The organism is Streptomyces sp. T39, assembly GCF_008042045.1.
In the GTDB taxonomy this organism is placed as follows: domain Bacteria; phylum Actinomycetota; class Actinomycetes; order Streptomycetales; family Streptomycetaceae; genus Streptomyces.
This window is the reverse complement of the sequence record NZ_RDBP01000037.1, coordinates 1022005-1045693: the sequence shown is the minus strand read 5'-3', so window position 1 is coordinate 1045693 and position 23689 is coordinate 1022005. Positions and strand designations below refer to the sequence as shown.

The window sequence follows — 23689 nt, the reverse complement described above, 5'->3', positions numbered from 1 at the left end:
CGCCCGGCGACCCCGCCGTGCGGGGTCGCCGGGCGTCGGCGTCCGGGAAGCCCCGGCACGGTCAGTCGCCGAGCGGCTCCCCCGTCCGCAGGCGGACCGCCGAACCGGACCTGTCCTTGACGACCTCCAGCTGGACGGGGATCCGGCGCCGCAGGTCGCCGACGTGGCTGACGATGCCCACGCTGCGGTCCCGTTCGCGCAGCGAGTCCAGGACGTCGAGCACCTCGTCCAGCGTCTGCTCGTCGAGACTGCCGAAGCCCTCGTCGACGAAGAGGGTGTCGAGCCGTGTGCCGCCCGCCTCGTCGGTCACCACGTCGGCGAGGCCGAGGGCGAGGGCCAGCGAGGCGAAGAAGGTCTCCCCGCCGGAGAGGGTCGCGGTGTCCCGCTCCCGACCCGTCCAGGCGTCCACCACGTGCAGCCCGAGCCCGGCCCTCCGTCCGCCGGCGCGGGCGTCGGAGTGCACCAGCGTGTACCGCCCGGACGACATCCGCTGGAGCCGCACCGTGGCGGCCGCGGCGACCTGCTCCAGCCTGGCCGCGAGGACGTAGGACTCCAGGCGCATCCTGCGCTCGTTGTCGGCGGAGGTGCCGGCCGTGAGACCGGCCAGCCGCGCCACCCGGTCGTAGCGCTCGCGCAGCGGGCCGAGCCCGCGGACCTCGTCCGCGGCCCCGGCGGAGAGCCGGTCCAGCGCGGCGCAGCGCTCCCGTGCCGCGGCGAGCCGTGCGGCGGCGTCGCGCGCCTGGCGCTCGGCGGCCGCCGCGCGACTCCCGGCCGCCTCCGGTGCGGCCGGGGAAAGGCCGGCGGCCTCCCGGGCGTCCTCCTCGGCCAGCCGCTCGGCCACCGCGGCGGCCTCGGTGCGCCAGGCCTCGACGCCGGCCTCGGCCTCGCGCCGCGCCCGCTCGCCGAGGACGGCCTCCGCGGCCTCCTCGGGCGTCTCGAAACCGGCGTCGCGGGCCGCTTCGGCGAGCCGTTCACCGGCCTCCGCCACCTGCCGCTCCGCCGTGTCCAGCTGCCGCAGGGCGTCGGCCGCCGCGGCGAGCAGGCCGATGCGGCGCTCCAGCCGCGCGGCGTGGTCGGCGACGCTCGCCGCCCCGCCGCGGGCCCGGACGAGCTCGGCCTCGATCGCCGCCTGCTCCTGGTCGATCGCCTCACGGCGCGAGAGGCGGGCGGCGATCGACCGCTCGGCCCGCCGGCAGGCCTCCAGCCGCTCCCCGTGCTCCCGCTCGCCCCGCTCCAGCGCCTCCTGCGCGGCGTGCATCCCGGAGGCCGTGCGATGCGCCTCGGCGTGACGGCGCTCCAGTTCGGCGACCGCGGCGCGCAGGTCGGCGACGGTGGGGTCGGTGTCGGCCTCCCGGGGGGCGGGCACGCCTGCGCCCGGCACCCCCGTCGCACGGGACGCGCCGCGGGTCTCCCCGCTGCCGACCGCGCTCGGGGTGCCCGCGCCACCGGACGCGCCCTCGTTCCGGACCTCCCCCGACGCGACCTGGTTCCGCACCCTGCCGGACTCGCCCTGCGCACCCACTGCGCCGGACGCGCGCCCGGTGTCCGCCGCGACGGTCTGCCCCGCCCCGGCGGTGCCCGCGCCGGCGGGGCCGACGCTCCCCGCGCCGGCGGTCAGGCCGTCCGCCGGCCCGGTCGCCGCACCGGCGACGGCCGCCGGGGCCTGGCGTTCGCGTGCGGCGGATGCCGCTCGGGCGCGCTGGGCGGCGGCCGCGTGGGACTCGCGGGTGACCGCGAGGTCGCGTTCGGCCGCGGCACGGGCCTGCTCGGCCCGCACGCTCGCCTCGTACGCCGCGTCCTCGGCGGCGCGGTCCACGTGGCCGGCCTCCGCGCGTGCGGGGGCGGGGTGTTCGGCCGAACCGCAGACGGCGCAGGGCTCGCCCGGCACCAGGGCCGAGGCGATCTCGGCGGCGATGCCCCGCAACCGCCGTTCCTTCAGGTCCAGCCAGTGCGCCCGTGCCTCGTTCACCCCGGTGTGCAGGGTGCGCAGCGCCGCCTCGGCGCGGGCGGCCCGGGCGGCCAGTTCATCTCGCTCGCAGGCGGCTTCGAGCCGGGCGCGGGCGGGCGCGAGGCGGCCCGCCAGGTGCTCGGCCCTGGTCGCCGCCTCCTGCGCAACGGTGATGCGTTCGGTGTGGCGGCGCCGCTCGGCCTCCCACCCGGCGAGCCAGACGGACGCCTCGTGCAGGGCGTCCTCGTCGGCGCGTGCCTGACGGTCCGCCTCGGCGCGTTCGCGGGTGATCTCGGCACTGCGGCGCTCCGCCCTGCGGGCGGACTCCAGGGCGCCCAGTTCGCCGCGCAGGGCGTGCTCCCGGCCGGTGAGCCGCTCGGCGTCGGCGTCGGCGAGGTCCTCGGGCAGCTGTGCCCGGGAACGCTCCCGGCCGGCGAGGGCGGCCCGGTGGGCGCGTGCGGCCTCGTCGCGCAGGCGGAGCGCGGGCACGACCCGGTCAGCGCGCCGTGCCCGGTCCACCGCTGCGGCCAGGGCGTCGTGGCGGGGGCGCGCCTTCTCCAGGGCGTCGGCGCGCCGCGTGGTCTCGGCGTACCGCTGCTGGAGGCGGGCGAGTTCGCGTGCGGCGTCGAGCGCGTGGCGGGCGGCGGTGTGCCGCTCCGCGGCAGCCTCGGCCCGCGCCTCGGCGATGTCCCGCTCCTCGCGCGCGCCGGCGCGTGCCACGGCCGCCCACTGGAGGACTGCCGCGGCCAGCCCCGGGTCGCCCGGCTGCCGGTCGGCGGCGGGCCAGTCGCCCGCCGCGCCCGCCGCGGCCTGCTCCATCCGGTGCGCGAGGGCGAGCAGCCGCTCGTCGCCCGTGCGCACCTGCTGCTCCGCCCCGCGGCGCAGTTCGGCGAGGCGTTCCTCCACGGCGGCGAAGCGGCGGGTGTCGAAGAGCCGTCCGAGGAGCCGGCCACGGGCCTCGGCGTCGGCGCGCAGGAAGCGGGCGAAGTCGCCCTGGGGCAGCAGCACGACCTGGCAGAACTGTTCCCGGCTCATGCCGATGAGCTGGGTGATCTCCTCGCCGATCTCCTGGTGGGAGGTGCTCAGGGCCTTCCACTGCCCGGTCGCGGTGTCGTACTCGCGCAGCCTGCTGCGGGCGCGTTCGGTGACGAAGCCGGTGCCGCGTGCCTTGGGGCGGGGCTGCGCCGGGTTGCGCGTGATCTCCAGCCGGCGTTCGCCGAGGGTGAGTTCGAGGGTCACCTCGGTGGGGGTGCGCACCTCGGCGTGGTCGCTGCGCAGGGAGGTGCCGGGGCTCTGGCGGGCTCCGGGGACGGCGCCGTAGAGGGCGAAGCAGACGGCGTCCAGCACGGAGGTCTTGCCGGCGCCGGTGGGGCCGTGGAGGAGGAAGAGGCCTGCCTTGGACAGGGCGTCGAAGTCGATCTCCTGGGTGGCGCCGAACGGCCCGAAGGCCGTGACGGTCATCCGGTGCAGTCTCACCCGGCCACCTCGCGCACGCCGGCGTCCACCCGGACGTCGTCGAACGCCCCGTGCAGCACCGCGCGTTCGTCGCCGTCGGGGCCGCTGCCGCCGCGGACGTGTGCCACGAAGTCCTCCGCGATCTGCTGGTCGGACCGCCCGCGGAGCCGCTGCGCGTAGGAGGCCGTGCCGTCCTCGGGGGCGCGTTCCGGGGCGAAGACGAGGCTGAGGGTGTGCGGGAAGCGCGCGGCGAGCCGGGCCATCGGGTCCGCCGGGCGCACCGCGTCGGTGAGGGTGGCCTCCACGAACGACTCCTCGTGGCGGGCGAGCCCCGGGTCGTCGAGCAGGTCGGCGAGCGTGCCGTGCAGCCGGGCGAGCGGCCGGGGCACCGGGCAGTCGATCCGCTCGGCCGTCACCTCGCCCTGTGCGCCCAGGTCGACCAGCCACATGGTCTTGCGGTGCGTCGCCTCGGAGAAGGAGTAGGCGAGGGGGGAACCGGAGTAGCGGACGCGTTCGGTGACGGTCTGGGCGCCGTGGAGGTGGCCGAGGGCGACGTAGTCGACGCCGTCGAAGACCCCCGCGGGGACGGCGGCGACGCCGCCGACGGTGATGTCGCGTTCGCTGTCGCTCTCCTGCCCGCCGGCGACGAAGGCGTGGGCGAGGACGACGGAGCGGGTGCCGGGCGCCCGGGCGGCGAGGTCCTCCCGTACCCGCCGCATCGCGGCGGCGAGCACCGCCTCGTGGGCGGTCCGCTCGGCGCCGAGCCGCTCCCGGACCAGTGCCGGTTCGAGGTAGGGCAGGCCGTAGCAGGCGACGGGGCCGTGGGCGTCGGCGAGCAGCACGGGGGTGGCGCAGCCGGCCGGGTCGGTGCGCAGGTGGATGCCGGCCCGCTCGATCAGGCCGGCGCCGACGCCGAGGCGTCGGGCGGAGTCGTGGTTCCCGGAGATCATCACCGTCGGGACCCCGGCGGCCGCGAGCCGGTGGAGCGCGTCGTCGAACAGCTCGACGGCGGCGAGCGGCGGCACGGCGCGGTCGTACACGTCACCGGCGACGAGCACGGCGTCGACCTCGTGCTCGTGGACGGCGGCCACCAGGTGGTCGAGGAAGGCGGCCTGGGCGTCGAGCATGCTCACCCGGTGCAGCGACCGCCCCAGGTGCCAGTCCGACGTGTGCAGGAGTCTCATGATCGGTGAGCGTATCCGCGGGGTCGGACAGTGCGGGCGGCTTCAGAGCGCATCGCCGTACGCCTCGCCCCCGAGTTCCAGGACGGCCGTGCCCGCCGTGGCGTCGGCGAGCCATGCCCGGAAGGCGTCCACCTCGGCGTCGGGCAGGCCGACCTCGATGGTGACCTCGTCGGCGTAGGTGACCTGTCGCACGTCGCGGCCGGTGGCCCGCAGGTCGTTCTCCACCTTGCCGGCCCGCTGGTGGTCGACGGTGACGAGGACGATCCGGAAGCGGGTGCGGACGACGGTGCCGAGGGCGTCCAGTGCCTCGCCGACCACTCCCCCGTAGGCGCGGATCAGTCCTCCCGCGCCGAGCTTCACGCCGCCGTAGTACCGGGTGACGACGGCCGCCGTGTAGCGGACCTCGCGCCGCAGGAGCATCTGGAGCATCGGCACGCCGGCCGTGCCGCCGGGCTCGCCGTCGTCGCTCGCCTTCTGCACGGCGGCGTCCGCGCCGACGACGTAGGCGAAGCAGTTGTGCGTGGCGGTGGGGTGCTGGGCACGGACGCGGGCGACGAACGCCTGGGCCTCCTCCTCGGTGGCCGCGGGCGCGAGGGAGCAGAGGAAGCGCGAGCGGTTGATCTCGGTCTCGTGGACGCCCTCGCGGGCGACCGTCCGGTACTGGTCCTGCATCCCGCCACCCTATGCGGCCGTCCGGCACGGTCCGGCCACGGGGGAACGCGGACCCCCTGGGCCGGGTCGCGCGGGGCGGAGCGGCCACGGGGAATGCCGGACGCCGGAGCCGGGTTGTGCCGGGCATGTACGCAGACGACGAGACCATCCGCCGCATCCTCACCGGCTCGGGCGACACCTGGGCGGTGGTGGGCCTGTCGAACAACCGGACGCGTGCCGCGTACGGCGTCGCGCAGGTGCTCCAGCGCTTCGGCAAGCGCGTGGTGCCGGTGCACCCCGAGGCCGAGACGGTCCACGGCGAGCAGGGGTACGCCTCGCTCGCCGACATCCCGTTCCCCGTCGACGTGGTGGACGTCTTCGTGAATTCCGACCTCGCGGGCCGGGTCGCCGACGAAGCGGTCGCGTCCGGCGCGAAGGCCGTCTGGTTCCAGCTGGGCGTGGTCGACCCGGAGGCGTACGCCCGCACCCGGGAGGCCGGCCTCGACATGGTGATGGACCGCTGCCCGGCGATCGAGATCCCCCGGCTGGGCTGAGCGTCAGACGCCCAGGCCCTCGACGACCACCGCGCCCGGCAGACCGGAGAAGGTCCTGCCGGGCACGATCAGCTTCCCGCGCCGCCGGCCGCTGCCGATCAGGACCCACTCGGTGCCGACGACCGCCGCGTCGACCAGGAGCGGCCAGCCGGCGGGGAGCCCGATGGGGGTGATGCCGCCGTACTCCATGCCGGTCCCGCCCGTCGCCGCGTCCATGGACGCGAACGAGGCCTTGCGCGCCCCCAGGTGGCGGCGGACGGCGCCGTTGACGTCGACGCGGGTGCGGGAGAGGACGAGGCAGGCGGCGGTCGTGGTCTCGCCGGCGCGCTTGCCCGACACGATGACGCAGTTCGCCGAGACGTCCAGCAGCTCCCGTCCGTAGTGCTCCGTGAAGACGGCCGTGTCGGCGATCGCGGGGTCGGTGTCGACGTGGAGCAGCTGGTCGGCGGGAACGCCGCCCTGCCAGTCGCGGACCGCCGCGGCGACCGGATCGATCAGCACGTCGAGGCAGTCGGGGGCGGGCGTGGCGTCGTCGAAGTCTCCGATGGGTGCGCGCATGCGGCGCACGCTAACAGCGCCGGGCACGGCGGTCGCCGGGGGGTCAGACCTCGTCCAGGTCGGCGAGCGCGAGGAGTTGCTCGGGCGTGACGCCCTCGGGGATGGGCACGGGGGCCGGTGTGCGCAGCGGCGGCTGCCAGCCCGCGACCGGGTCCCAGCTGCGCACGACCCGGGCGGGTGCGCCCGCGACCACCGCGTGGTCGGGGACCTCGCCCCGGACGACCGCGCCCGCCGCGACCACCACGTTGCGGCCGAGCCGCGCCCCGGGGAGGATCACCGCGCCGGTGCCGAGCCAGCAGCCGGGTCCGATCTCCACCGGTTCGGCGCGCGGCCACTGCTTGCCGACCGGCTGCCCCGGGTCGTCGTAACTGTGGTTCGTGGACGTGATGTAGACGTACGGGCCGCAGTAGGTGTCCGAGCCGATCGTCACGCGGGTGTCGGCGATGACGTGGCTGCCGCGCCCGAGGACCACCCCGTCGCCCAGGGTCAGGATCGGGTCGGGTCCGAGGTCCAGGCCGGGCATCATCCCGGCCGTGAGCGTCACCTGCTCGGCGATGATGCAGTGGCCGCCGAGCTCGATCCACGGCTCGCCGAAGACCGTGCCCTGCGGGAAGGCCAGCCGGGTCCCGTGGCCGATGCTCCGGAACCGGAGCCGCCCCGGGTGCTCGGCGGTGACCGAACCCGCCTCCTGCACCCACCGCCACCCCCGGTGGACGGCGCGCGCGAGGACGCGGCGGCGCCATGCGCCGAAGCGGGAGGGGGTGTCGCGGATGGTGGGCACCCGCTCACGGTAGTCGGCCGCCGTCCCGCGGACCGGCGGGCGGGGCTGTGACGTTCGCCCCAGCTCACCTCCGCGGCGCATGCCGCGACGGGGCGCGCACGTATCACGTCCGCGCGCCCCCGCGCGCGACTTCGGGCGCAACTCCACCGTTCTGTGGACAGTGCCCGTGCTTCGGGCGTCGCCTGTGACGCCCGTGACTAGCATGAGCACCGCATGAACACGGGTGATCACTACGGGTGATCGCGTCAACTCCCCCTCGCGGTGGGGTCCGTGACATGCGGACGGCCGCTGTGCGCCGATCGGCCGCCTCCACTTCGTGCACGTGCCGCACTCGAGCAATGAGGGATCGCGGAATGTCAGTCTCAGCCTCACCCCCGCCCCGCAGAGGCCGTGCGCATCGTCCGCTGCCCGTGGCGGCGCCCTCCGCCGCCCTGGGCGCGGCAGCCGTCGCCGGCGTCGCCGTGAGCCTCGCCGCGCCGGATGCGGCCGGCCCCTGGGTCGCGGCCACCGCCTGTGCCGCGTGGCTGTGCCTGGCCGCCGCCGCGGTCGCCGCGACGCTCACGGTGCGGCGCGAGCGGGCCGCCGCCGACGCGGCGGGCGGCGAGCTGCGGGCGCTGCGCTCCCGCTCGGACGGGCTGACGGCCGAGGCCTCCCACCTGGTGAACGTGACGCTCCCGTCCCTGGTCAAGCGGCTGCGCGACGGGGAGGCGCCCGACGACGCGCTCGCCTCGGCGACCCCGCCCAGGGATCCTCAGCTGCGGCGCGTCCTGCACGCCTTCGGCATGGAGACGGGTGCAGCCGAGCAGCGTGCACGGGGCTCCGCGGCCAACGCCGCACGCGCGGTGCGTCAGTTGGCGCTGGCGGCCGACGGGGTGGACCGGCTCACCGCGGTCACGCTGCCCACGGCGGTCGCGCATCTGCGGCGGGGGGCCTCCGCCGAGACCGTGCTCGGCGAGCTCGAACTCCCCGCCGATCCGCGGCTGCGGGTGCTCGCCGATTCGGTCGTGCGGGACCTGGCGACCGGGGAGCGCCGCGCGGCGGCGGCGCAGGAGGCGAGCGCCAAGGCCCTCAGCCGCGTCCAGGCCAAGGCCGTCTCCATGCTCGCCGACCTGCGCGAGATGCAGGACCGTTACGGCGAGGAGATCTTCGGTGACCTGCTGCGGCTGGACCACAACACCGCCCAGCTCGGCCTGCTGACCGACCGCCTCGCCCTGCTGATGGGCGGCCGGCCAAGCCGCGCATGGAACAGGCCGATCCCGATGGAGAGCATCCTGCGCGGCGCCGTCGGCCGGATCGCCGCCTACCAGCGGGTGCGGCTGCACTCCTCCAGCACCGCGGCGGTGGTGGGCTTCGCCGCCGAGGGGGTCATGCACCTCCTCGCCGAGCTGATGGACAACGCGACGGCCTTCTCGCCCCCCGTCGACGAGGTCCACGTGTACGTGGAGGAGCGGACCGCCGGGATCGTGGTCACCATCGAGGACAGCGGTCTGAAGATGGCGGGCGCGGCGCTGCGCCGGGCCGAGGAGGCCGTGTCGGGCCGGGTCACGGACCTGGCGCACCTCCGGGGCACCCGCCTCGGGCTGACCGTGGTGGGGCGGCTGGCCGCCAAGTACGGGATGAGCGTCAGCTTCCGGCCGTCGTCACGCGGCGGGACCGGTGTGGTCGTGCTCTTCCCCTCGCAGCTGCTCGCGAAGCCGCAGGACGAGGACGACGCCGATCTGGTCCGCCCCCTCGCGGCCACCGCCGCCCCGGCGGCGCCGACCGCCACCGGCTCCGGCACCTCCCCGTCCACCGGTCACACCGACCTGGGCGCGTACACGGTGACCACGGGCGCCGGCGCGACCGGCTGGAGCGTGACCGCGTCGGACGGGACGCACCGTGGACCGGCCGCCCCCGCCGTGCCCTCCGCGGACGGGGCCGGCGGCCCGGACCCCGGGGCAGCCCGGCCCCGTCCGCGGAGGGCACGGCGGGGGCGGCCGGTCCACGGTGCGTCCCGTCCGACGCCTCGCCGCCGGCCGCGAGGAGCAGGCTGCAGAAGGCCTTGATGTCCTCGTCGCTCATGCGCACGCCGTCGACCTCCGCGGTGCACAGGCCGGACAGCAGGTCGTCGCCCGGGTGGGCGCGCCGTTCGCGGATGACGGGGATCATGTAATCGGCGAACTCGGTCCGGGTGCGCAGTCCGGCGGCGGTGACGTCCGGGTCGCCCGAGAGGTTGCCGAGGAAGGCGACGACGCTGGTGTACCAGCCGTGGAAGCGGTCGTGGTCGGCCTTGTCGAGGCCCAGCATGTCGGCGATGACGTTGACCGGGAAGCGGGTGGCGAAGGAGTCGACGAGGTCGGCCTCGCCGGTGTGGCGGAAGACGTCGATCAGTTCGCGGGCGTTGCGCTCGATGACCGGGAGGAACTTCTCCCGCAGGTCGTTGCCGCGGAAGGCCGGGGCGACCAGGGCGCGGCGCACCGCGTGCTCCCGGCCGGTGAGCTGGAGGAAGGTGTGGCCGTGGACGGGTTCGAGCTGCCAGTCGTAGTTCTCGGTGGTGAACACCGACTCCTTGTCCTTGAAGGCCCGCTCGACGTCCGTGTAGCGGGAGATGATCCAGCTGCCGGTCGGTTCGTGGTGGATGAGCGGTGCGTCCTCGCGCATCATCCGGTAGGCGGCGTACGGGTCCGCCGCGAACTCCGGCGACAGTATGTCGGGGATCTGCTGTGCGGTTGCCATGGCACTCCCTCGATCGTCAACGGGCAGTGCCCATCAGGGTATTGACCGGCGGGCCGGTCAGACAGACGGCGTGCGCGACCCGTCCGGGTGCCCCCGGCCGCCGGCGGCGGGGCCGGGTCGCCTACCGTGCGGTCAGGCACGACGCCGGACGGGGGCACTCCGCCCACCGGCACACCTGAACACCTGAACACCTGAACACCGGCACATCGGCACACCGGCACACCGAGGAGAGACGTCATGACGGATGGGGCACTGATCGCGGGCGTGGGCGGCAGGGAGCCGAAGGTCGACGCGGACGCCTTCACCGCGCCGACGTCCGTGGTACTCGGGGACGTGACGCTGGCCGCCGGCGCGAGCGTCTGGTACCAGAGCGTGCTGCGGGGCGACGGCGGTCCGATCGTGATCGGACCGGACAGCAACATCCAGGACAACTGCACGGTCCATGTGGACCCGGGCTTCCCCGTCACCGTGGGCGCGCGGGTCTCGGTCGGGCACAACGCGGTGCTCCACGGCTGCACGGTCGAGGACGACGTGCTGGTGGGCATGGGCGCGACCGTCCTGAACGGCGCGCACATCGGGGCGGGTTCGCTGGTGGCGGCGCAGGCGCTGGTGCCGCAGGGGATGCGGGTGCCGCCCGGTTCGCTGGTGGCGGGCGTTCCGGCGAAGGTCCGCAGGGAGCTGACGGAGGAGGAGCGCGAGGGCGTCCGGCTGAACGCGGCGGTCTACGTGGACCTGGCCCAGCAGCACCGGGCGGCCCACGGCGGCTGACCGGCGGGCGGGAGCCCGGCGCCGTCCGCGGGGCGGGCCGTCCGTCGGGCGGGCCGTCAGTCGGTGACGGCCGCGGCGGGCAGGGCGTCCCGCTCGGCCTCGGCGGCGGCCTTCGCGGCACGGTTCCGGAGGATCAGCATCGAGGCGACGCCGATGAGGACGGCGAGCAGCAGGCCGATCCAGGAGAAGCGCTTGAGCCAGGCCTCGGCCACCACGCCCACGGAGTAGATGACGGCGGTGGTGCCGCCGGCCCACAGGATGCCGCCGAGAACGTTGGCGACGAGGAACTTCCAGTACGGCATGCGCAGCACCCCGGCGAGCGGCCCGGCGAAGATCCGGAGCAGGGCGACGAAGCGGCCGAAGAAGACGGCCCACATGCCCCACTTCTGGAACGAGCGCTCGGCCATGGCGATCTGCGCGGGGCCGAAGTGCCGGGGGAATCTGCCGCCCAGCCAGGCGAGGAGCGGCCTGCCGCCCCTGCGGCCGATGGCGTATCCGATGGAGTCGCCGATGATCGCGCCGGCCGTGGCGCAGGCGCCGAGGACGTAGGGGTCGATCTCGCCGTGCTGCGACGCCAGCAGCGCGGAGCTGACCAGCACGATCTCCCCCGGCAGCGGGATGCCGAGGCTTTCGAGGCCGATGACCACCCCCACCAGGAGGTAGATGCTGACCGCGGGGATGGTCTCGAGCCACTCCTGGACGTGCAACGCCGTTCCTTCCGTGCTGCCCCCGCGGCCCCTCGGGCGGGCGCGGGAGGCGCGGCCCGGCGTTCCGCCGGCGCGCGCCGGGGCAGCCTACCCGCTCCGCGCGGTGGGCCGCCCCGTGGTCACGGCGCGGCCCCCGGGGCGGTGTCGGTCAGCTGTTGGGGCGCAGGGTCCAGACGATGTCCATCTCGCCGGTGACGGCGCCGTCCTCGCGGGTGATGGCGACGTGCACGGGGAACTCGGGGCGGGCGCCCGCGTCGAGTTCGGCGACGACGTCGGCGGCCGGGCGGCCGAGGGTCGCCGTGGCCGTGACGACGCCGCGGGCGATCTTCTTGAAGGCGATGCCGGCGGTGACCGGCAGCGGCACGGCGCGGTTCAGCTGGTCGCCGAAGGCGGCGAGGACGATCGCGCCGCTCGCGGACTCGGCGAGCGTGAACATGGCGCCGGCGTGGGGTCCGCCGACGTGGTTGTGGTAGTCGGCCTGGTCCGGGAGGCTCAGGACGGCCCGCTCCGGGGTGGTCTCCAGGTACTGGAGGTTCAGGGTCCGCACCATGGGCACCGTGGCGGCGAGCAGTTCGCCGAGCGACGTGTCTTCTGCACTCATACAGGCATGTTACTCACGAGTATTCCACGGTGGCGATCGCCTTCCCCGGGACCGGGCGTGGAAGTGGCGACGCCGCCCCTCTATGGTTACTGGCCATGTGGCCAGGACAGCAGCCGCCCGGGGGCGAGCAGAACCCGCAGGACCAGAACCCGTATCAGCAGCCGGGTTACCAGCAGCCGAATCCGTACCAGCAGCCGGGACACCAGCAGGGCGGCTACCAGCAGCCTGGATACCAGCAGCCCAATCCGTACCAGCAGCCGACCGTGCCGCAGTACGCGGTGCCCGGCCAGATGCCCGGCGCTCCCCAGCCGTCGCCGGACGACAAGAAGAAGACCACGATCGTGGCGATCGTCGCCGCGACGGCCGTCGTCGCCGCCGCCGCGATCACCGGTTTCGTGGTGCTGAAGGACGACGGCAGCGGCACGTCCGACAAGGGCGGCGGCCCGGCCGCGTCCCAGTCGCCGTCGAAGGACGCCTCGCAGGATCCCTCCCAGGACGCCGGCTCCCCGGCGCCGGGCGAGAACCCGCGCGCGGGCACGGACGCCAAGCCCACGATCGAGGGCTGGAAGGTCGTCACCAACCCCAAGCACGGCACCCAGTTCGACGTCCCGGCCGACTGGGAGGTCGCCAGCAGCGGCATGGCCTCCGGCTTCGAGGACGAGAAGAAGGGTGACGGCTCCCCCGCCGTCATGATGAGCGCCCCCGCCCATCTCAAGAGCAAGTGGTGCGAGTTCGACTCGGACAAGGACGGCAGCGCCGAGACGTACGGCCTCGCCAGCACCGGAACCAAGGGCGGCAAGGGTGCGAAGAGCACCGCGGAGGCCGCCTACAACGAGGCGGGCAACTGGGTCTGGGCGGGCTACGCGCAGACCGAGCCCGCCGGCACGGTCAAGATCACCAAGGCCAAGGACTTCACCACGACGTCCGGCCTCAAGGGCAGCGTCTCGACCGCGACCGCCGCGGGGGTGAAGAAGGACAACAAGTGCGAGACGGACGGCAAGTCCATCGCCTTCTCCTTCAAGGACCCCAAGGGCGACTTCAAGAGCTGGGTCCTCTACGCCAACACCGGCGTCAAGGACGAGCTCGACGACGCCACCATCCAGAAGATCCTCAGCACCGTGCGCCTGGCGAACGCCTCGTCCTCCGCGTCCTGACGCCTTCGCCCCGCCCCTGCCGGGGCGGGGCCGCCCCGGTCAGCCGACGCCGAAGGCGCCGTCCGGCGGCCGCGGCGAGGGCACCGCGTCCTCGTCCCGCACCGGCCGGGCGTCGCCGGTCAGACGGGCCAGCGACCGCCCGTGCTCGACCCTCGCCGGGAAGGCGTCGGCCGCCGTGCGCCGGGCGAGCGACGCCGTGTCGACGGGGCCCTGCGACGCCAGGAGCACCGCGTTGCCGAAGCGCCGGCCGCGCAGCACGGCGGGCTCGGCGATCAGCGCCAGCTCCGCGAAGACGGCGGCGAAGGTCGCGAGCTGCGACCGGAGGAAGTCGAAGGGCGCTCCGTCGGCGAGGTTCGCCGCATAGAGGCCGCCGGGCCGCAGGACACGGTCCGCGGCCCGCGCGTACCCCAGCGACGTCACCTGGGCGGGCACCCGCGAGCCGCCGAAGACATCGGCGATCACGACGTCGGCGCTGTCCGCCGGGGCCCTCTCCAGCTCGTCCCGCGCGTCGGCCGTGCGCACGGTGACGTCCGCCCCCGGCGGCGGCGGCAGCAGTTCGGCGACGAGTTCCGCGAGCCTGCCGTCCGCCTCGGCCACGGTCTGCCGGGAGCCGGGACGGGTCGCGGCGATCCAGCGGGGCAGGGTGAGGGCCCCGCCGCCGAGATGGAAGACGTCCAGCGGCGCGCCGTCGGCGGCCGCGCAGTCGACGGCGTGGGCGAGCCGGCGGACGTACTCGAACTCCAGGTGCAGGGGGTCGTCGAGGTCCACGTACGACTGCGGGGAGCCGTCCACGGTCAGCAGCCAGGCCCGGGGCCGGTCCACGTCCGGCATCAGCTTCGCGATGCCGCCGTCGACGGTGCGCGTCACCGGGACGCGGTCGTCGTCCCCCTCGCCGTCCACGGAGCCGTCCCCCTGGCCGTCCATGGCCTCGTCCACGAAGTCCTCACCGTCCACGAACTCTTGGCCGTCCACGAACTCTTCGCCGTCCACCGGGCCGGGAGCGGGCCCCGTCACCCGGCCGACGAGGACGGCCCCGGAAGGCGGGCCCACGGGAGCCGGCTCCGTCGCCCGGCCGACGGGAGCAGGCCCCGCCGGCGGGCAGGCGAGGGCAGGTGCCGTCGGCGGGCCGGCGGGGGCACGGGCCGCGCGCCGGTCGGAGGGGGTCCGGTCGTTCACCGTGCCATTGTGCCCGGCTTCCCGGGTGCCCCTCCCGTGCGGGAGGGGCACCCGGCGGCACCGGTCACAGGACCTCGGTCACCGTGCCCGCGCCGACGGTCCGGCCGCCCTCCCGGATCGCGAAGCCGAGCCCGGGCTCCAGCGGCACGTCCCGCCCGAGCTCGACGGTCATCCGGACCGTCTCGCCCGGCCGCGCGAGGGCCGCGTCGCCCAGGTCGATCGCGCCGACGACGTCCGCCGTGCGGATGTAGAACTGCGGCCGGTAGCCGCCCGTGACCGGCGTGCTCCGGCCGCCCTCGCGCGCCGAGAGCACGTACACCTGGGCGGCGAAGCGGCGGCGCGGCACCACGCTGCCCGGCGCCGCCACCACGTGCCCGCGACGGACCGCGTCCCGTGGGAGTCCGCGCAGCAGCAGCGCCACGCTGTCGCCCGCCTCCGCGGACTCCATCGGCTTGCCGAACGTCTCCAGTCCGGTGACCACCGTCTCCGTCCCGGCGCCCAGCACCTCGACCCGGTCACCGACGCGCACCGTGCCGCGCTCCACGGCCCCGGTGACGACCGTCCCCCGGCCGGTGATGGTGAGCACGTTCTCCACCGGGAGCAGGAACGGGGCGTCGGTGTACCGGACGGGCAGGGGCACGTAGGTGTCCACGGCGTCGAGCAGGGCCTCGACGGCCGACGTCCACCGCGGGTCGCCCTCCAGGGCCTTCAGCCCGGACACCCGGACGACGGGAGCGGCGTCGCCGCCGTAGCCGTGTGCGGTGAGCAGGTCGCGGACCTCCAGCTCGACGAGGTCGGTGAGCTCGTCGTCGCCCGCGTCCGCCTTGTTGAGGGCGACGACGATGTGGTCCACGCCGACCTGGCGGGCGAGCAGCACGTGCTCCGCGGTCTGCGGCATGACGCCGTCGAGCGCGGAGACGACCAGGATCGCGCCGTCCAGCTGGGCGGCGCCCGTCACCATGTTCTTCACGTAGTCGGCGTGGCCCGGCATGTCGACATGGGCGTAGTGGCGGGTGTCGGTCTCGTACTCGACGTGCGCGATGTCGATGGTGATGCCGCGCCGCGCCTCCTCGGGGGCCCGGTCGATGCGGTCGAGGGCGACGTAGGCGGTGCCGCCGCCGGCGCGCTCGCTGAGCACCTTGGTGATCGCGGCGGTGAGCGTGGTCTTGCCGTGGTCGACGTGCCCCATGGTGCCGATGTTGAGGTGCGGCTTGGTGCGCACGTATGCCGTCTTGGGCATGGCGAAGCTGTCCCTTCCCGGAACATGACATGAGCGGTGTGCGGGACCCCGGAAGCCTGCCGACCCTCCCCCTGCGGGGTCCGCCGGACTGTCCGGGAAGAGTCAGCTTCGGGCGCCGCCGTGGGGCGCCGCGGCCGTGGGTGCCGCTGCCGGGAACGCGGCAGCCTTCGGCGCGTCCGCGACTGCGGACGGCGCTGCGGGGAAGGCGTACCGGACCATGCCGTCGATGATCGTGCACGCCGTGGCGGGCCGTCGAATGGTTTTGCCGGGCGGCCTCATGTGAAGGTCCTCCGCCCTCTCGGGGGCGGTCCTGTGCCGCACTTGCTGCCGAACGGACACCTTTGTCGGTTAGTCTCCCCTGATGTTCGACCCCGTCCCCAGGCCGGCATCCGGCCTCGCCGTCCGGTGCTCCCGGGCGCTGTTCTCGCCCTGGTCGCGGTTGTCCCTGCTGCTGGTGCTGCTGGCGTCGGCCGCGGTGACGGTCCTGCTGTTCGAACCGCAGCGGCTGCTGTCGGCGGGCTGGCCGCCACAGGTGAGCGGCTTCTCGGCCGTGGCCCTCTTCGCCGTGGCGTACGGCGTGTGCACGGCCGCGTTCGTGCCCCGGCCGATCCTCAATCTGGCCGCCGGAGCTCTCTTCGGCTCGCAGGCGGGTCTGGTCGCCGCGGTCGGCGGGACGGTGCTGGGGGCGGGGATCGCCTTCGGCCTGGGCCGGCTGCTGGGCCAGGACGCCCTGCGGCCGCTGTTGCGCGGGCGGCTGCTGACGGCGGCCGACGGCCAGCTCAGCCGGCACGGCTTCCGCTCCATGCTCGCCATCCGGCTCTTCCCCGGGGTGCCCTTCGCCGCCGCCAACTACTGCGCCGCGGTCTCCCGGATGGGCTGGGCGCCGTTCCTGCTGGCGACGGGCATCGGGTCGGTGCCCAACACCGCCGCGTACGTCGTCGCGGGCAGCAGCGCGGGGTCGCCGACGTCCCCGGGGTTCCTCGTGGCGATGGGGTTCATCGTGCTCTCGGGGCTGGCCGCGGCCGTCGTCGGCTGGCGCAGGCGCCACCGTCTGCGGTCCGCCTGAGCCGCCCCGCAGCGCCGTGCCCGGGGCCCGGCCCGCCGGACTGCGCGTCATCTTTTGCCGATACCCTGCGACGCGACGGGCCCGCATGATCGCGGCCGCCCGGACGGGCACGCCGCCACGGCCCGTACTCTCCGACCCTGACCAGCGCTGGGATGGCTTCTTTTCATGTCGTGGTTCGAATCATTCGTCCTCGGGCTCGTCCAGGGGCTGACGGAGTTCCTTCCGATCTCCTCCAGCGCGCATCTGCGGCTCACCGCCGCGTTCGCCGGCTGGCACGACCCGGGTGCCGCGTTCACCGCGATCACGCAGATCGGCACGGAGACCGCCGTGCTCATCTACTTCCGCAAGGACATCGCCCGGATCACGACGGCCTGGTTCCGGTCGCTGACCGACAAGGCCATGCAACGGGACCACGACGCACAGATGGGCTGGCTGGTCATCGTCGGCTCCATCCCGATCGGTGTGCTGGGCGTCACCCTCAAGGACCAGATCGAGGGCCCGTTCCGTGATCTGCGGCTGATCGCGACCACCCTGATCGTCATGGGCATCGTGCTGGGCGTCGCCGACCGGCTCGCCGCACGCGACGAGGCCGGCGGCCGGCACCGCGCGATCAGGGAGCGCAAGTCGCTCGAGGACCTCAGCGTCCGCGACGGCCTGGTCTACGGCTTCTGCCAGGCGATGGCCCTGATCCCGGGCGTCTCGCGGTCCGGCGCGACCATCAGCGGCGGTCTGCTGATGGGCTACACCCGCGAGGCGGCGGCGCGTTACTCGTTCCTGCTGGCGATCCCCGCCGTGCTGGCGTCGGGTGCCTACGAGCTGAAGGACGCCGGCGAGGGGCACGTCTCGTGGGGGCCGACGATCTTCGCGACGGTCGTCGCCTTCGCCGTGGGCTACGCGGTGATCGCCTGGTTCATGAAATTCATCACTACGAAGAGCTTCATGCCGTTCGTGATCTACCGGATCCTCCTGGGAATCGTGCTGTTCATCCTGGTCGGAACGGATGTGCTGAGCCCGCACGCGGGCGAGTCGGGCCACTGACGTCCCGGCGCCGGCGGGTCACGGGTGTCGGTGGGAGGCCTTAGCCTTGGCGTCATGTCCCCCATTCGCGACGAGCCCGTGTCCCGCCTGACCGCCTCCGAGCTGAACGCCCGGATCCGAGAGCTGTGGTCCGACGGGGCGCTCCCCGACGACCGCCGCCCGGAGTACGAGGCACTGGTGGTGGAGTGGGCCGCTGCGGCACGCGAGGACGTGGAGCGCGCGGCCTGAGCGCCGCGTCCGGACGGCCGGGGCGGGCGGGGCGGGCGGGGCCCGTCCCGCGCTCGGCTAGCCTGAAGGCACGATGAACGGTCTGACCACGTCATTCGGCGCCTTCGCACTCACCCGCTTCCCCGAGGACCCGCGCGACCCCCTGCGCGCCTGGGACGCGGCCGACGAGTACCTCCTGCGGCATCTGGACGGCATCGACGACGGCCCGTCCGTCCCGCTGACCGGCACGGTCACCGTGGTGGGCGACCGCTGGGGCGCCCTCGCCACCTCGCTCGCGGGCCGGCATCCCCTCGTCCAGATCACGGACTCCTACCTGGGCCGGCAGGCGACCCTGGCGAACCTCGCCCGGGCCGGCGTGGACCCGGCGGCGGTACGGCTGCTGACGGTCCGGGACACGCCCCCGGAGCGGATCGACGTGCTGCTGGTGCGGATCCCCAAGAGCCTCGCTCTCCTGGAGGACCAGCTGCACCGGCTCGCGCCGGCCGTCCACGCGGGCACGGTCGTCGTGGGGACGGGCATGGTCAGCGAGATCCACACGTCGACGCTGCGGCTCTTCGAGCGCCTCATCGGCCCGACGCGGACCTCGCTCGCGGCGAAGAAGGCCCGGCTGGTCTTCTGCACCCCCGACCCCGCGCTGGAACGGGGGCCCAGCCCGTGGCCGCTGCGGTACGCGCTCCCCGAGGGGACCGGCGCGGCGGCGGGCCGCACCGTCACCAACCACGCGGGCATCTTCTGCGCGGACCGGCTGGACATCGGCACGCGCTTCTTCCTGAGCAGGCTCCCCGCCCGGCAGGGGCCGGACGACGTGGTGGATCTCGGCTGCGGCAACGGTGTGGTGGGCACGGCGGCCGCCCTGGCCAATCCGGCGTCCCGCGTCACGTTCACCGACGAGTCCTACGCGGCCGTGGCGTCCGCCGAGGCCACCTTCCGCGACAACGTGCCCGACGGCCGTGCGGAGTTCCTCGCCGGCGACGGGCTGGCCGCGCTCGCGGACTCCTCGGCCGATCTGGTCCTCAACAACCCGCCGTTCCACTCGCACCGCGCCACCACCGACACCACCGCCCGGCGGATGTTCGCGGACGCGCGCCGGGTGCTGCGGCCGGGCGGCGAGCTGTGGGTCGTCGGCAACCGGCATCTCGGGTACCACGTCCGGCTGCGGCGCCTCTTCGGCAACTGCGAAGTGGTGGCCTCCGACCCGAAGTTCGTGATCCTGCGGGCCGTCAGGAGCGGGACCTCCGGCGCGCCCCGCAGGTAGGGCCTTTCGTCCGGATCCCGGCGGACTCGTGTGCCCCGGCACGCACTCCCCCGGCTGCCGCCGGGAGGTGCCCCCGGGCCGCGTCGTCGTCGGTGGCCGACACTCCGCGTGGGCTTCCTCCTCCGCCTGGCGATCGCACGCAGCGGACCCCGCCCACCGATCCGCCCCGATCCGCCCCGATCCGAACCGAATGCCCCGAGGCACCCCGCGGCGAGCCGCCCGCGGGCGGGCACCGTGTGCCACTCGGGACGCTCGTGGCGCTCTGTCCCCGTGAGCCCCCGTGCCCCACACTGAGGGGGAAGGAGGCGCGGAATGCGGATTCCGGTGGGACCGAGCGCGGGCCGTGCGCCCGCGGAGCGCAGGCCGCCCGGTGTGCCCGCGGGCCCCGGGCCTGCTGCCTGGTCGCCGCGGCGGCGGGGGTTCGCCGCGCTGGGCGCCGGCGCGCTGCCGGCGCTCGCGTTCCCCGAGCCGTCGCTGTGGTGGTTCGCCGGTGTCGCGCTCGTCCCCTGGATCCTGCTGCTGCGCAGCGCGCCGACGGGCCGGCGGGCGTCGGTCGAGGGATGGCTCGGCGGGATCGGGTACATGGTGGCGGTGCACCACTGGCTGCTGCCGAGTCTGCACGTGTTCCTGGCGGTGATCGCGGCACTGCTCGGCCTGCTGTGGGCGCCGTGGGGCCGGCTCGTGCGGTGCACGACGGCCGGCTCGCCCGCCGGCGGGCGGGCGGCAGCGGCACTGGTGGTCGTGCCGTCGGGCTGGCTGATGATCGAACTGGTGCGGTCCTGGGAGGGGCTCGGCGGGCCCTGGGGGCTGCTGGGGGCGTCCCAGTGGGAGGTGACCCCTGCCCTGCGGCTCGCCTCGGTGGGCGGCGTGTGGCTGGTGAGCCTGCTGGTCGTCGCGGTGAACACCGCGGTCGCGCTGCTGGTGGCGGTGCGCGCGGCGCGGCGGGCGGCCGTGGCCGGCGCGGTGGTGTGTGCGACGGCGGCCGCGTGCGCGTGGGCGTGGGCACCGCAGCCCCGCGAGTCGGGGCGGCTGCGGATCGCGCTGGTGCAGCCGGGCGTGGTGGGCGGCGCCGACGGCGCGGAGCGGCGCTTCGACCGGGGCGAGGAGCTGACCCGGGAGCTGGTGGGCCGCGGGGCGCCGCCGGACCTGGTGGTCTGGGGCGAGAGCAGCGTCGGCGCCGACCTGGGCCGGCGCCCCGACCTCGCGGAGCGCCTCGCGGCGCTGTCGCGTGAGGTGGGGGCCCCGGTGCTGGTGAACGTGGACGCCCGCAGCGTCGGCGCCTCTGGGCCGGCGGGCATCTACAAGAGTTCGGTGCTCGTGGGACCTGACGGGCCCACGGGCGACCGGTACGACAAAATGCGCCTGGTGCCGTTCGGCGAGTACGTGCCGGCCCGTGCGCTGCTGGGCTGGGCGACCTCCGTCGGCCGGGCGGCCGGGGAGGACCGGCTGCGGGGCACGGCGCCGGTGGTGATGACGCTGCCCGGCGGCGACCGTGTCGGCCCGCTGGTGTGCTTCGAGTCGGCGTTCCCCGACATGAGCCGGCATCTGGTGCGCGAGGGGGCGGGGCTCCTGGTGGCGCAGTCGGCGACGTCGTCGTTCCAGGACAGCTGGGCGCCCGGGCAGCACGCCTCGCTGGCGGCGCTGCGGGCCGCCGAGTCGGGCCGTCCCATGGTGCATGCGACGCTGACCGGGGTCAGTGCCGTCCACGGGGCCCACGGGCAGCGGATCGGCGGCACGCTGGGCACGGACACCAGTGGGGCGGCGGTGTACGACGTCCCGCGGGCGCACGGCACGACGCTGTACGTGCGCCTCGGCGACTGGCCGGTGTACGGGGCGCTCGGCGTGCTGACCGTCTTCGCCGCGGCCGGCGGCATACGCCTCATCCGCCGGCCTGCTCCAGGGCCCGCAGCACGATCCGCTCGCACAGCTCGTGCGTCCGCAGGGCGTCCTGGGCGCTGAGGGTCCGGCCGTCGCGCACGGCGTCGAGGAAGGCGTGCACGGCCTGTTCGATGCCCCGCTGACGGGCGACGGGCACCCAGTCGCCGCGGCGGCGCACGCTCGGCTGCCCCTTGTGGTCCACGACCTCGGCGAGATTGCGCACCTCGCGCTTGGCGTCCTGGCCGGACACCTCCAGGATCTCCTCCGTGGAGCCGCTCATCCGGTTCATCGTGCCGATGGCGGTGAAGCCGTCGCCGGAGAGCTGGAGGACGACGTGGTGCATCAGCCCGTCGACGATCCGGGCGCGCACGTCGGTGTGCTCGATGGGCCCGGGCGCGAGGAAGCGCAGGGTGTCGACGACATGGATGAAGTCGTCGAGGACGAGGGTGCGCGGGTCCTCGGGGAGGCCGACCCGGTTCTTCTGCATCAGGATCAGGTCGCGGGGGTGCTCGGCGCACTGGGCGTAGCCGGGGGCGAAGCGGCGGTTGAAGCCGACGGCGAGGCTGGTGCCGCGTTCCTCGGCGAGGGCGACGAGGCGCTCGGAGTCCTTGAGTTCGTAGGCGAGCGGCTTGTCGACGTAGGTGGCGACGCCCGCGTCGAGGAGGCGGGTGACGATCTCGGCGTGCGCCGCGGTCGAGGCGTGCACGAAGGCCGCGTCGATGCCCGCGCCGAGCAGGCCGTCGAGGTCGGTGTGCCGACGGGCGGCGGGCACGTGGTGGGTCTCCGCTACCCGCGCCAGGGTCGCGGGCGTCCGTGTCTGGAGGTGGAGTTCGACGCCGGGCAGGGCGGTCAGGACGGGGAGGTACGCCTTCTGCGCGATGTCGCCGAGCCCGATGCAGCCGACCTTCACGGGGTCTCCATTCGATGCGGTGCCCGCGCCGGGGCGCGGGCGTCGTCGATGCCGGCGCCGGGGGCGGTGCCGGCGCCTTGCGTGCCCGGCGCCGGAGGGCGCCGGGCGGGGACGGTGGCGGCCGTGCCGCCGCCGGTCCGGCGTCAGCGCTGCGCCGGCCGTCCGTCGTGCACGCCGTGTGCCCCGGCAGCATACGTGCGCTGCGGCGGGCGCCAGTCGGCGATGCCGTCGAAGGTGCGCAGGACCAGGCCGGGGCCGAGGCGGGAGGCGGCGGCCATGAGGGTGTCGCGCAGGGCCACGGCGGGCGCGCTGCGCAGCGCCATCAGCCGGGCGACCTGGGCGGACTTGCGGACGACGGCGGTGGTGCGGGGCAGCCGCACGGCGCTGTAGGCGGCGAGGCCCGGCCCGAGGTCGCCGCCGGGCGGCGCGTGGTGGGCCAGGACGACGGCGTCCTCGATGGCCTGGTTCCCGCCCTGGCCGAGGCAGGGGGCCATGGCGTGGGCGGCGTCGCCGAGCAGGGCCGTGCGGCCGCGGTGGTGGGCGGGGAGCGGGTCGGTCATGTGGTGGACGTCGTTGCGGAGCACGGTGTCCGGCGCGGCGGCCGCGATGACGGAGGGGACGGGGTCGTGCCAGTGGCCGAAGCGGCGCAGGAGTTCGGCCTGTTCGTCCGCGGCCCGGGCGCCGGCGGGCGCCACGGCGGCCGCGTAGGCGTAGACCCGGCCGTCGGCCAGCGGCTGGGTGCCCCACAGGGAGCCGGGCCCCCAGGTCTCGTGGGGTGCGAAGGGCGTCCCGGGGGCGGGGACGACGACACGCCAGGTGGTGAAGCCCGAGTAGCGCGGGCCGGGGTGGTCGGGGAAGAGCCTGCGGCGTACGCCGGAGTGGATGCCGTCGGCGCCGACGACGAGGCCGGCCTCGATGTCTCCGTCGGGGGTGGTGACGCGGGCGAGGCCGCCGCCCGCGGTGCCGGGGTCCGCGAGCTCGCCGGGGCAGCCGGTGCGGACGGCGCCGTCGGGCAGGCGGGCGGCGATGCGCTCGATGAGGGTGGCGCGGTGCACCAGGACGAGGGGGCCGCCGAAGCGTTCGGCCGCGGCGGTGGCGTCGGTGCGGGAGAGCCAGCGGCCCGCGGGGGTGCGCATGCCGCCGGCGCCCTGCCATGCGGCGAGGGAGCGGATCTCGTCACCGAGGCCGATGACGTCGAGTGCGCGCTGGGAGTTGGGCGCGAGGCCGATGCCGGCGCCGACGGGCCGCAGGGAGGGGGCGCGCTCCAGGACGGTGACCTCCCAGCCCCGCTGGTGGAGGGCGACCGCCGCGGTGAGTCCACCGATTCCGCTGCCGACGACGACGGCACGTGAGGCCGCGCTGGATCCGGACATGGCTGCTCCTCGACGAGAGAACTACACCTGTAGTGACAGAGTCACCGTACTACAGCTGTAGTGATCGCGGTAGATTGGCCCCATGCCCGCACGCACCGCCTCGCACCCGTCCGGCGCCGCCCGCACCGAGCTGATCGCCGACACCGCCCTCGCCCTGCTCGCCGACCGCGGCATGCGGGGGCTGACCCACCGGGCGGTGGACGAGGCGGCCGGCCTCCCGCAGGGGTCCACGTCCAACCACGCCCGCACCCGGCTCGCCCTTCTGCGGACGGCCGTGCGCCGACTCGCCGAACGCGAGGCGGCGGTGCTGACCATCGACGAGATGCCCGCCCCGTCCGGCGGCCGCCCCCAGCTCGTGGACGCCATGGCGCTCGCCCTCCACCGGTATCTGACCCGGCACCCGGAACTGCTCGTCGCGCGCTACGAGCTGGCGCTGGAGGCCCGCCGCC

Annotated in this window: 21 protein-coding genes and 1 pseudogene; 10 read left to right on the top strand and 12 right to left on the bottom strand. The window is 75.2% G+C overall.

Translation table 11 applies throughout. The annotated features are described in order from the left end of the window. Nucleotides 1-61: 61 nt before the first annotated feature. The 3 genes from EAO77_RS27265 to EAO77_RS27255 are packed head-to-tail and all read right to left on the bottom strand — an operon-like array spanning nucleotide 62 to nucleotide 5259. Nucleotides 62-3424, bottom strand: a complete 3363-nt coding sequence (locus EAO77_RS27265; protein ID WP_147990901.1) for an AAA family ATPase — start codon at nucleotides 3422-3424, stop codon at nucleotides 62-64. After that, nucleotides 3421-4587, bottom strand: a complete 1167-nt coding sequence (locus tag EAO77_RS27260) for an exonuclease SbcCD subunit D (protein WP_147990900.1) — start codon at nucleotides 4585-4587, stop codon at nucleotides 3421-3423. The genes EAO77_RS27265 and EAO77_RS27260 overlap by 4 nt, the downstream gene beginning before the upstream one ends. A 42-nt stretch (nucleotides 4588-4629) precedes the next feature. Next, entirely contained in the window at nucleotides 4630-5259 is a 630-nt protein-coding gene (locus tag EAO77_RS27255; protein ID WP_147990899.1) for a YigZ family protein, read from the bottom strand. 125 nt (nucleotides 5260-5384) lie between these two features. Here EAO77_RS27255 and EAO77_RS27250 point away from each other — a divergent pair, with 125 nt between their 5' ends. After that, nucleotides 5385-5792, top strand: a complete 408-nt coding sequence (locus tag EAO77_RS27250) for a CoA-binding protein (RefSeq protein WP_147990898.1) — start codon at nucleotides 5385-5387, stop codon at nucleotides 5790-5792. Between the two features lie 3 nt (nucleotides 5793-5795). Here EAO77_RS27250 and EAO77_RS27245 read toward each other — a convergent pair whose 3' ends face one another. Both EAO77_RS27245 and EAO77_RS27240 read right to left on the bottom strand, forming a co-directional pair. Then, nucleotides 5796-6350 (bottom strand): YbaK/EbsC family protein, encoded by a 555-nt coding sequence (locus tag EAO77_RS27245; RefSeq protein ID WP_147990897.1) that lies wholly within the window; start codon nucleotides 6348-6350, stop codon nucleotides 5796-5798. Between the two features lie 43 nt (nucleotides 6351-6393). Further along, nucleotides 6394-7131 (bottom strand): acyltransferase, encoded by a 738-nt coding sequence (locus tag EAO77_RS27240; protein WP_147990896.1) that lies wholly within the window; start codon nucleotides 7129-7131, stop codon nucleotides 6394-6396. Between the two features lie 410 nt (nucleotides 7132-7541). Between EAO77_RS27240 and EAO77_RS27235 the strand changes: the two genes are divergently transcribed. Further along, nucleotides 7542-9176 (top strand): sensor histidine kinase, encoded by a 1635-nt coding sequence (locus tag EAO77_RS27235; protein WP_410088719.1) that lies wholly within the window; start codon nucleotides 7542-7544, stop codon nucleotides 9174-9176. On the opposite strand, the pseudogene EAO77_RS40435 reads toward EAO77_RS27235, so the two are convergent. Continuing rightward, a pseudogene (locus tag EAO77_RS40435) lies at nucleotides 9127-9846 on the bottom strand (cytochrome P450); the annotation flags it as partial. The gene EAO77_RS27235 and the pseudogene EAO77_RS40435 sit on opposite strands and share 50 nt — an antisense overlap. A gap of 237 nt (nucleotides 9847-10083) precedes the next feature. Here EAO77_RS40435 and EAO77_RS27225 point away from each other — a divergent pair. After that, complete coding sequence (locus EAO77_RS27225; RefSeq protein WP_147990894.1) at nucleotides 10084-10614, top strand: gamma carbonic anhydrase family protein; 531 nt, start codon at nucleotides 10084-10086, stop codon at nucleotides 10612-10614. Nucleotides 10615-10670: 56 nt separating this feature from the next. Here EAO77_RS27225 and EAO77_RS27220 read toward each other — a convergent pair whose 3' ends face one another. Continuing rightward, entirely contained in the window at nucleotides 10671-11321 is a 651-nt protein-coding gene (locus tag EAO77_RS27220) for a DedA family protein (RefSeq protein WP_147990893.1), read from the bottom strand. Nucleotides 11322-11469: 148 nt separating this feature from the next. Then, entirely contained in the window at nucleotides 11470-11922 is a 453-nt protein-coding gene (locus tag EAO77_RS27215) for a DUF4442 domain-containing protein (protein ID WP_147990892.1), read from the bottom strand. Nucleotides 11923-12017: 95 nt separating this feature from the next. Here EAO77_RS27215 and EAO77_RS27210 point away from each other — a divergent pair, with 95 nt between their 5' ends. After that, the gene (locus EAO77_RS27210; RefSeq protein ID WP_147990891.1) at nucleotides 12018-13076 is read left to right on the top strand and encodes a hypothetical protein; all 1059 of its coding nucleotides are present in this window, start codon (nucleotides 12018-12020) and stop codon (nucleotides 13074-13076) included. Nucleotides 13077-13115: 39 nt separating this feature from the next. On the opposite strand, the gene EAO77_RS27205 is transcribed toward EAO77_RS27210, so the two are convergent. Both EAO77_RS27205 and tuf read right to left on the bottom strand, forming a co-directional pair. Next, the gene (locus tag EAO77_RS27205) at nucleotides 13116-14000 is read right to left on the bottom strand and encodes a spermidine synthase (protein WP_147991053.1); all 885 of its coding nucleotides are present in this window, start codon (nucleotides 13998-14000) and stop codon (nucleotides 13116-13118) included. 316 nt (nucleotides 14001-14316) lie between these two features. Further along, a complete protein-coding gene (gene tuf / locus EAO77_RS27200) occupies nucleotides 14317-15492 on the bottom strand; it encodes an elongation factor Tu (RefSeq protein WP_147990890.1) in 1176 nt (391 codons plus the stop codon). A 361-nt stretch (nucleotides 15493-15853) separates the two neighbouring features. Here tuf and EAO77_RS27195 point away from each other — a divergent pair, with 361 nt between their 5' ends. The 5 genes from EAO77_RS27195 to lnt all read left to right on the top strand — a co-directional run bounded on the left by EAO77_RS27195 (nucleotide 15854) and on the right by lnt (nucleotide 21038). Then, nucleotides 15854-16558, top strand: a complete 705-nt coding sequence (locus EAO77_RS27195) for a TVP38/TMEM64 family protein (protein WP_147990889.1) — start codon at nucleotides 15854-15856, stop codon at nucleotides 16556-16558. Nucleotides 16559-16723: 165 nt separating this feature from the next. Next, nucleotides 16724-17596, top strand: coding sequence for an undecaprenyl-diphosphate phosphatase (locus EAO77_RS27190; RefSeq protein WP_147990888.1), 873 nt, complete (start codon nucleotides 16724-16726; stop codon nucleotides 17594-17596). Nucleotides 17597-17650: 54 nt separating this feature from the next. Beyond that, nucleotides 17651-17824, top strand: coding sequence for a hypothetical protein (locus EAO77_RS38875; protein ID WP_187283415.1), 174 nt, complete (start codon nucleotides 17651-17653; stop codon nucleotides 17822-17824). Between the two features lie 73 nt (nucleotides 17825-17897). After that, complete coding sequence (locus tag EAO77_RS27185; RefSeq protein ID WP_147990887.1) at nucleotides 17898-19079, top strand: methyltransferase; 1182 nt, start codon at nucleotides 17898-17900, stop codon at nucleotides 19077-19079. A 312-nt stretch (nucleotides 19080-19391) separates the two neighbouring features. Beyond that, the gene (gene lnt / locus EAO77_RS27180) at nucleotides 19392-21038 is read left to right on the top strand and encodes an apolipoprotein N-acyltransferase (protein WP_147990886.1); all 1647 of its coding nucleotides are present in this window, start codon (nucleotides 19392-19394) and stop codon (nucleotides 21036-21038) included. Here the strand turns inward: lnt and EAO77_RS27175 are convergent. Together EAO77_RS27175 and EAO77_RS27170 are read right to left on the bottom strand one after the other, a co-directional pair. Beyond that, complete coding sequence (locus EAO77_RS27175; RefSeq protein ID WP_147990885.1) at nucleotides 20959-21867, bottom strand: Gfo/Idh/MocA family protein; 909 nt, start codon at nucleotides 21865-21867, stop codon at nucleotides 20959-20961. The two genes, lnt and EAO77_RS27175, sit on opposite strands and share 80 nt — an antisense overlap. 143 nt (nucleotides 21868-22010) lie before the next feature. Beyond that, nucleotides 22011-23240: an FAD-dependent monooxygenase gene (locus EAO77_RS27170; protein ID WP_147990884.1), complete on the bottom strand. Its 1230-nt coding sequence runs from the start codon at nucleotides 23238-23240 to the stop codon at nucleotides 22011-22013. Between the two features lie 82 nt (nucleotides 23241-23322). Here EAO77_RS27170 and EAO77_RS27165 point away from each other — a divergent pair. Beyond that, the coding region (locus EAO77_RS27165; protein WP_147991052.1) for a TetR/AcrR family transcriptional regulator at nucleotides 23323-23689 on the top strand (367 nt) is incomplete at its 3' end.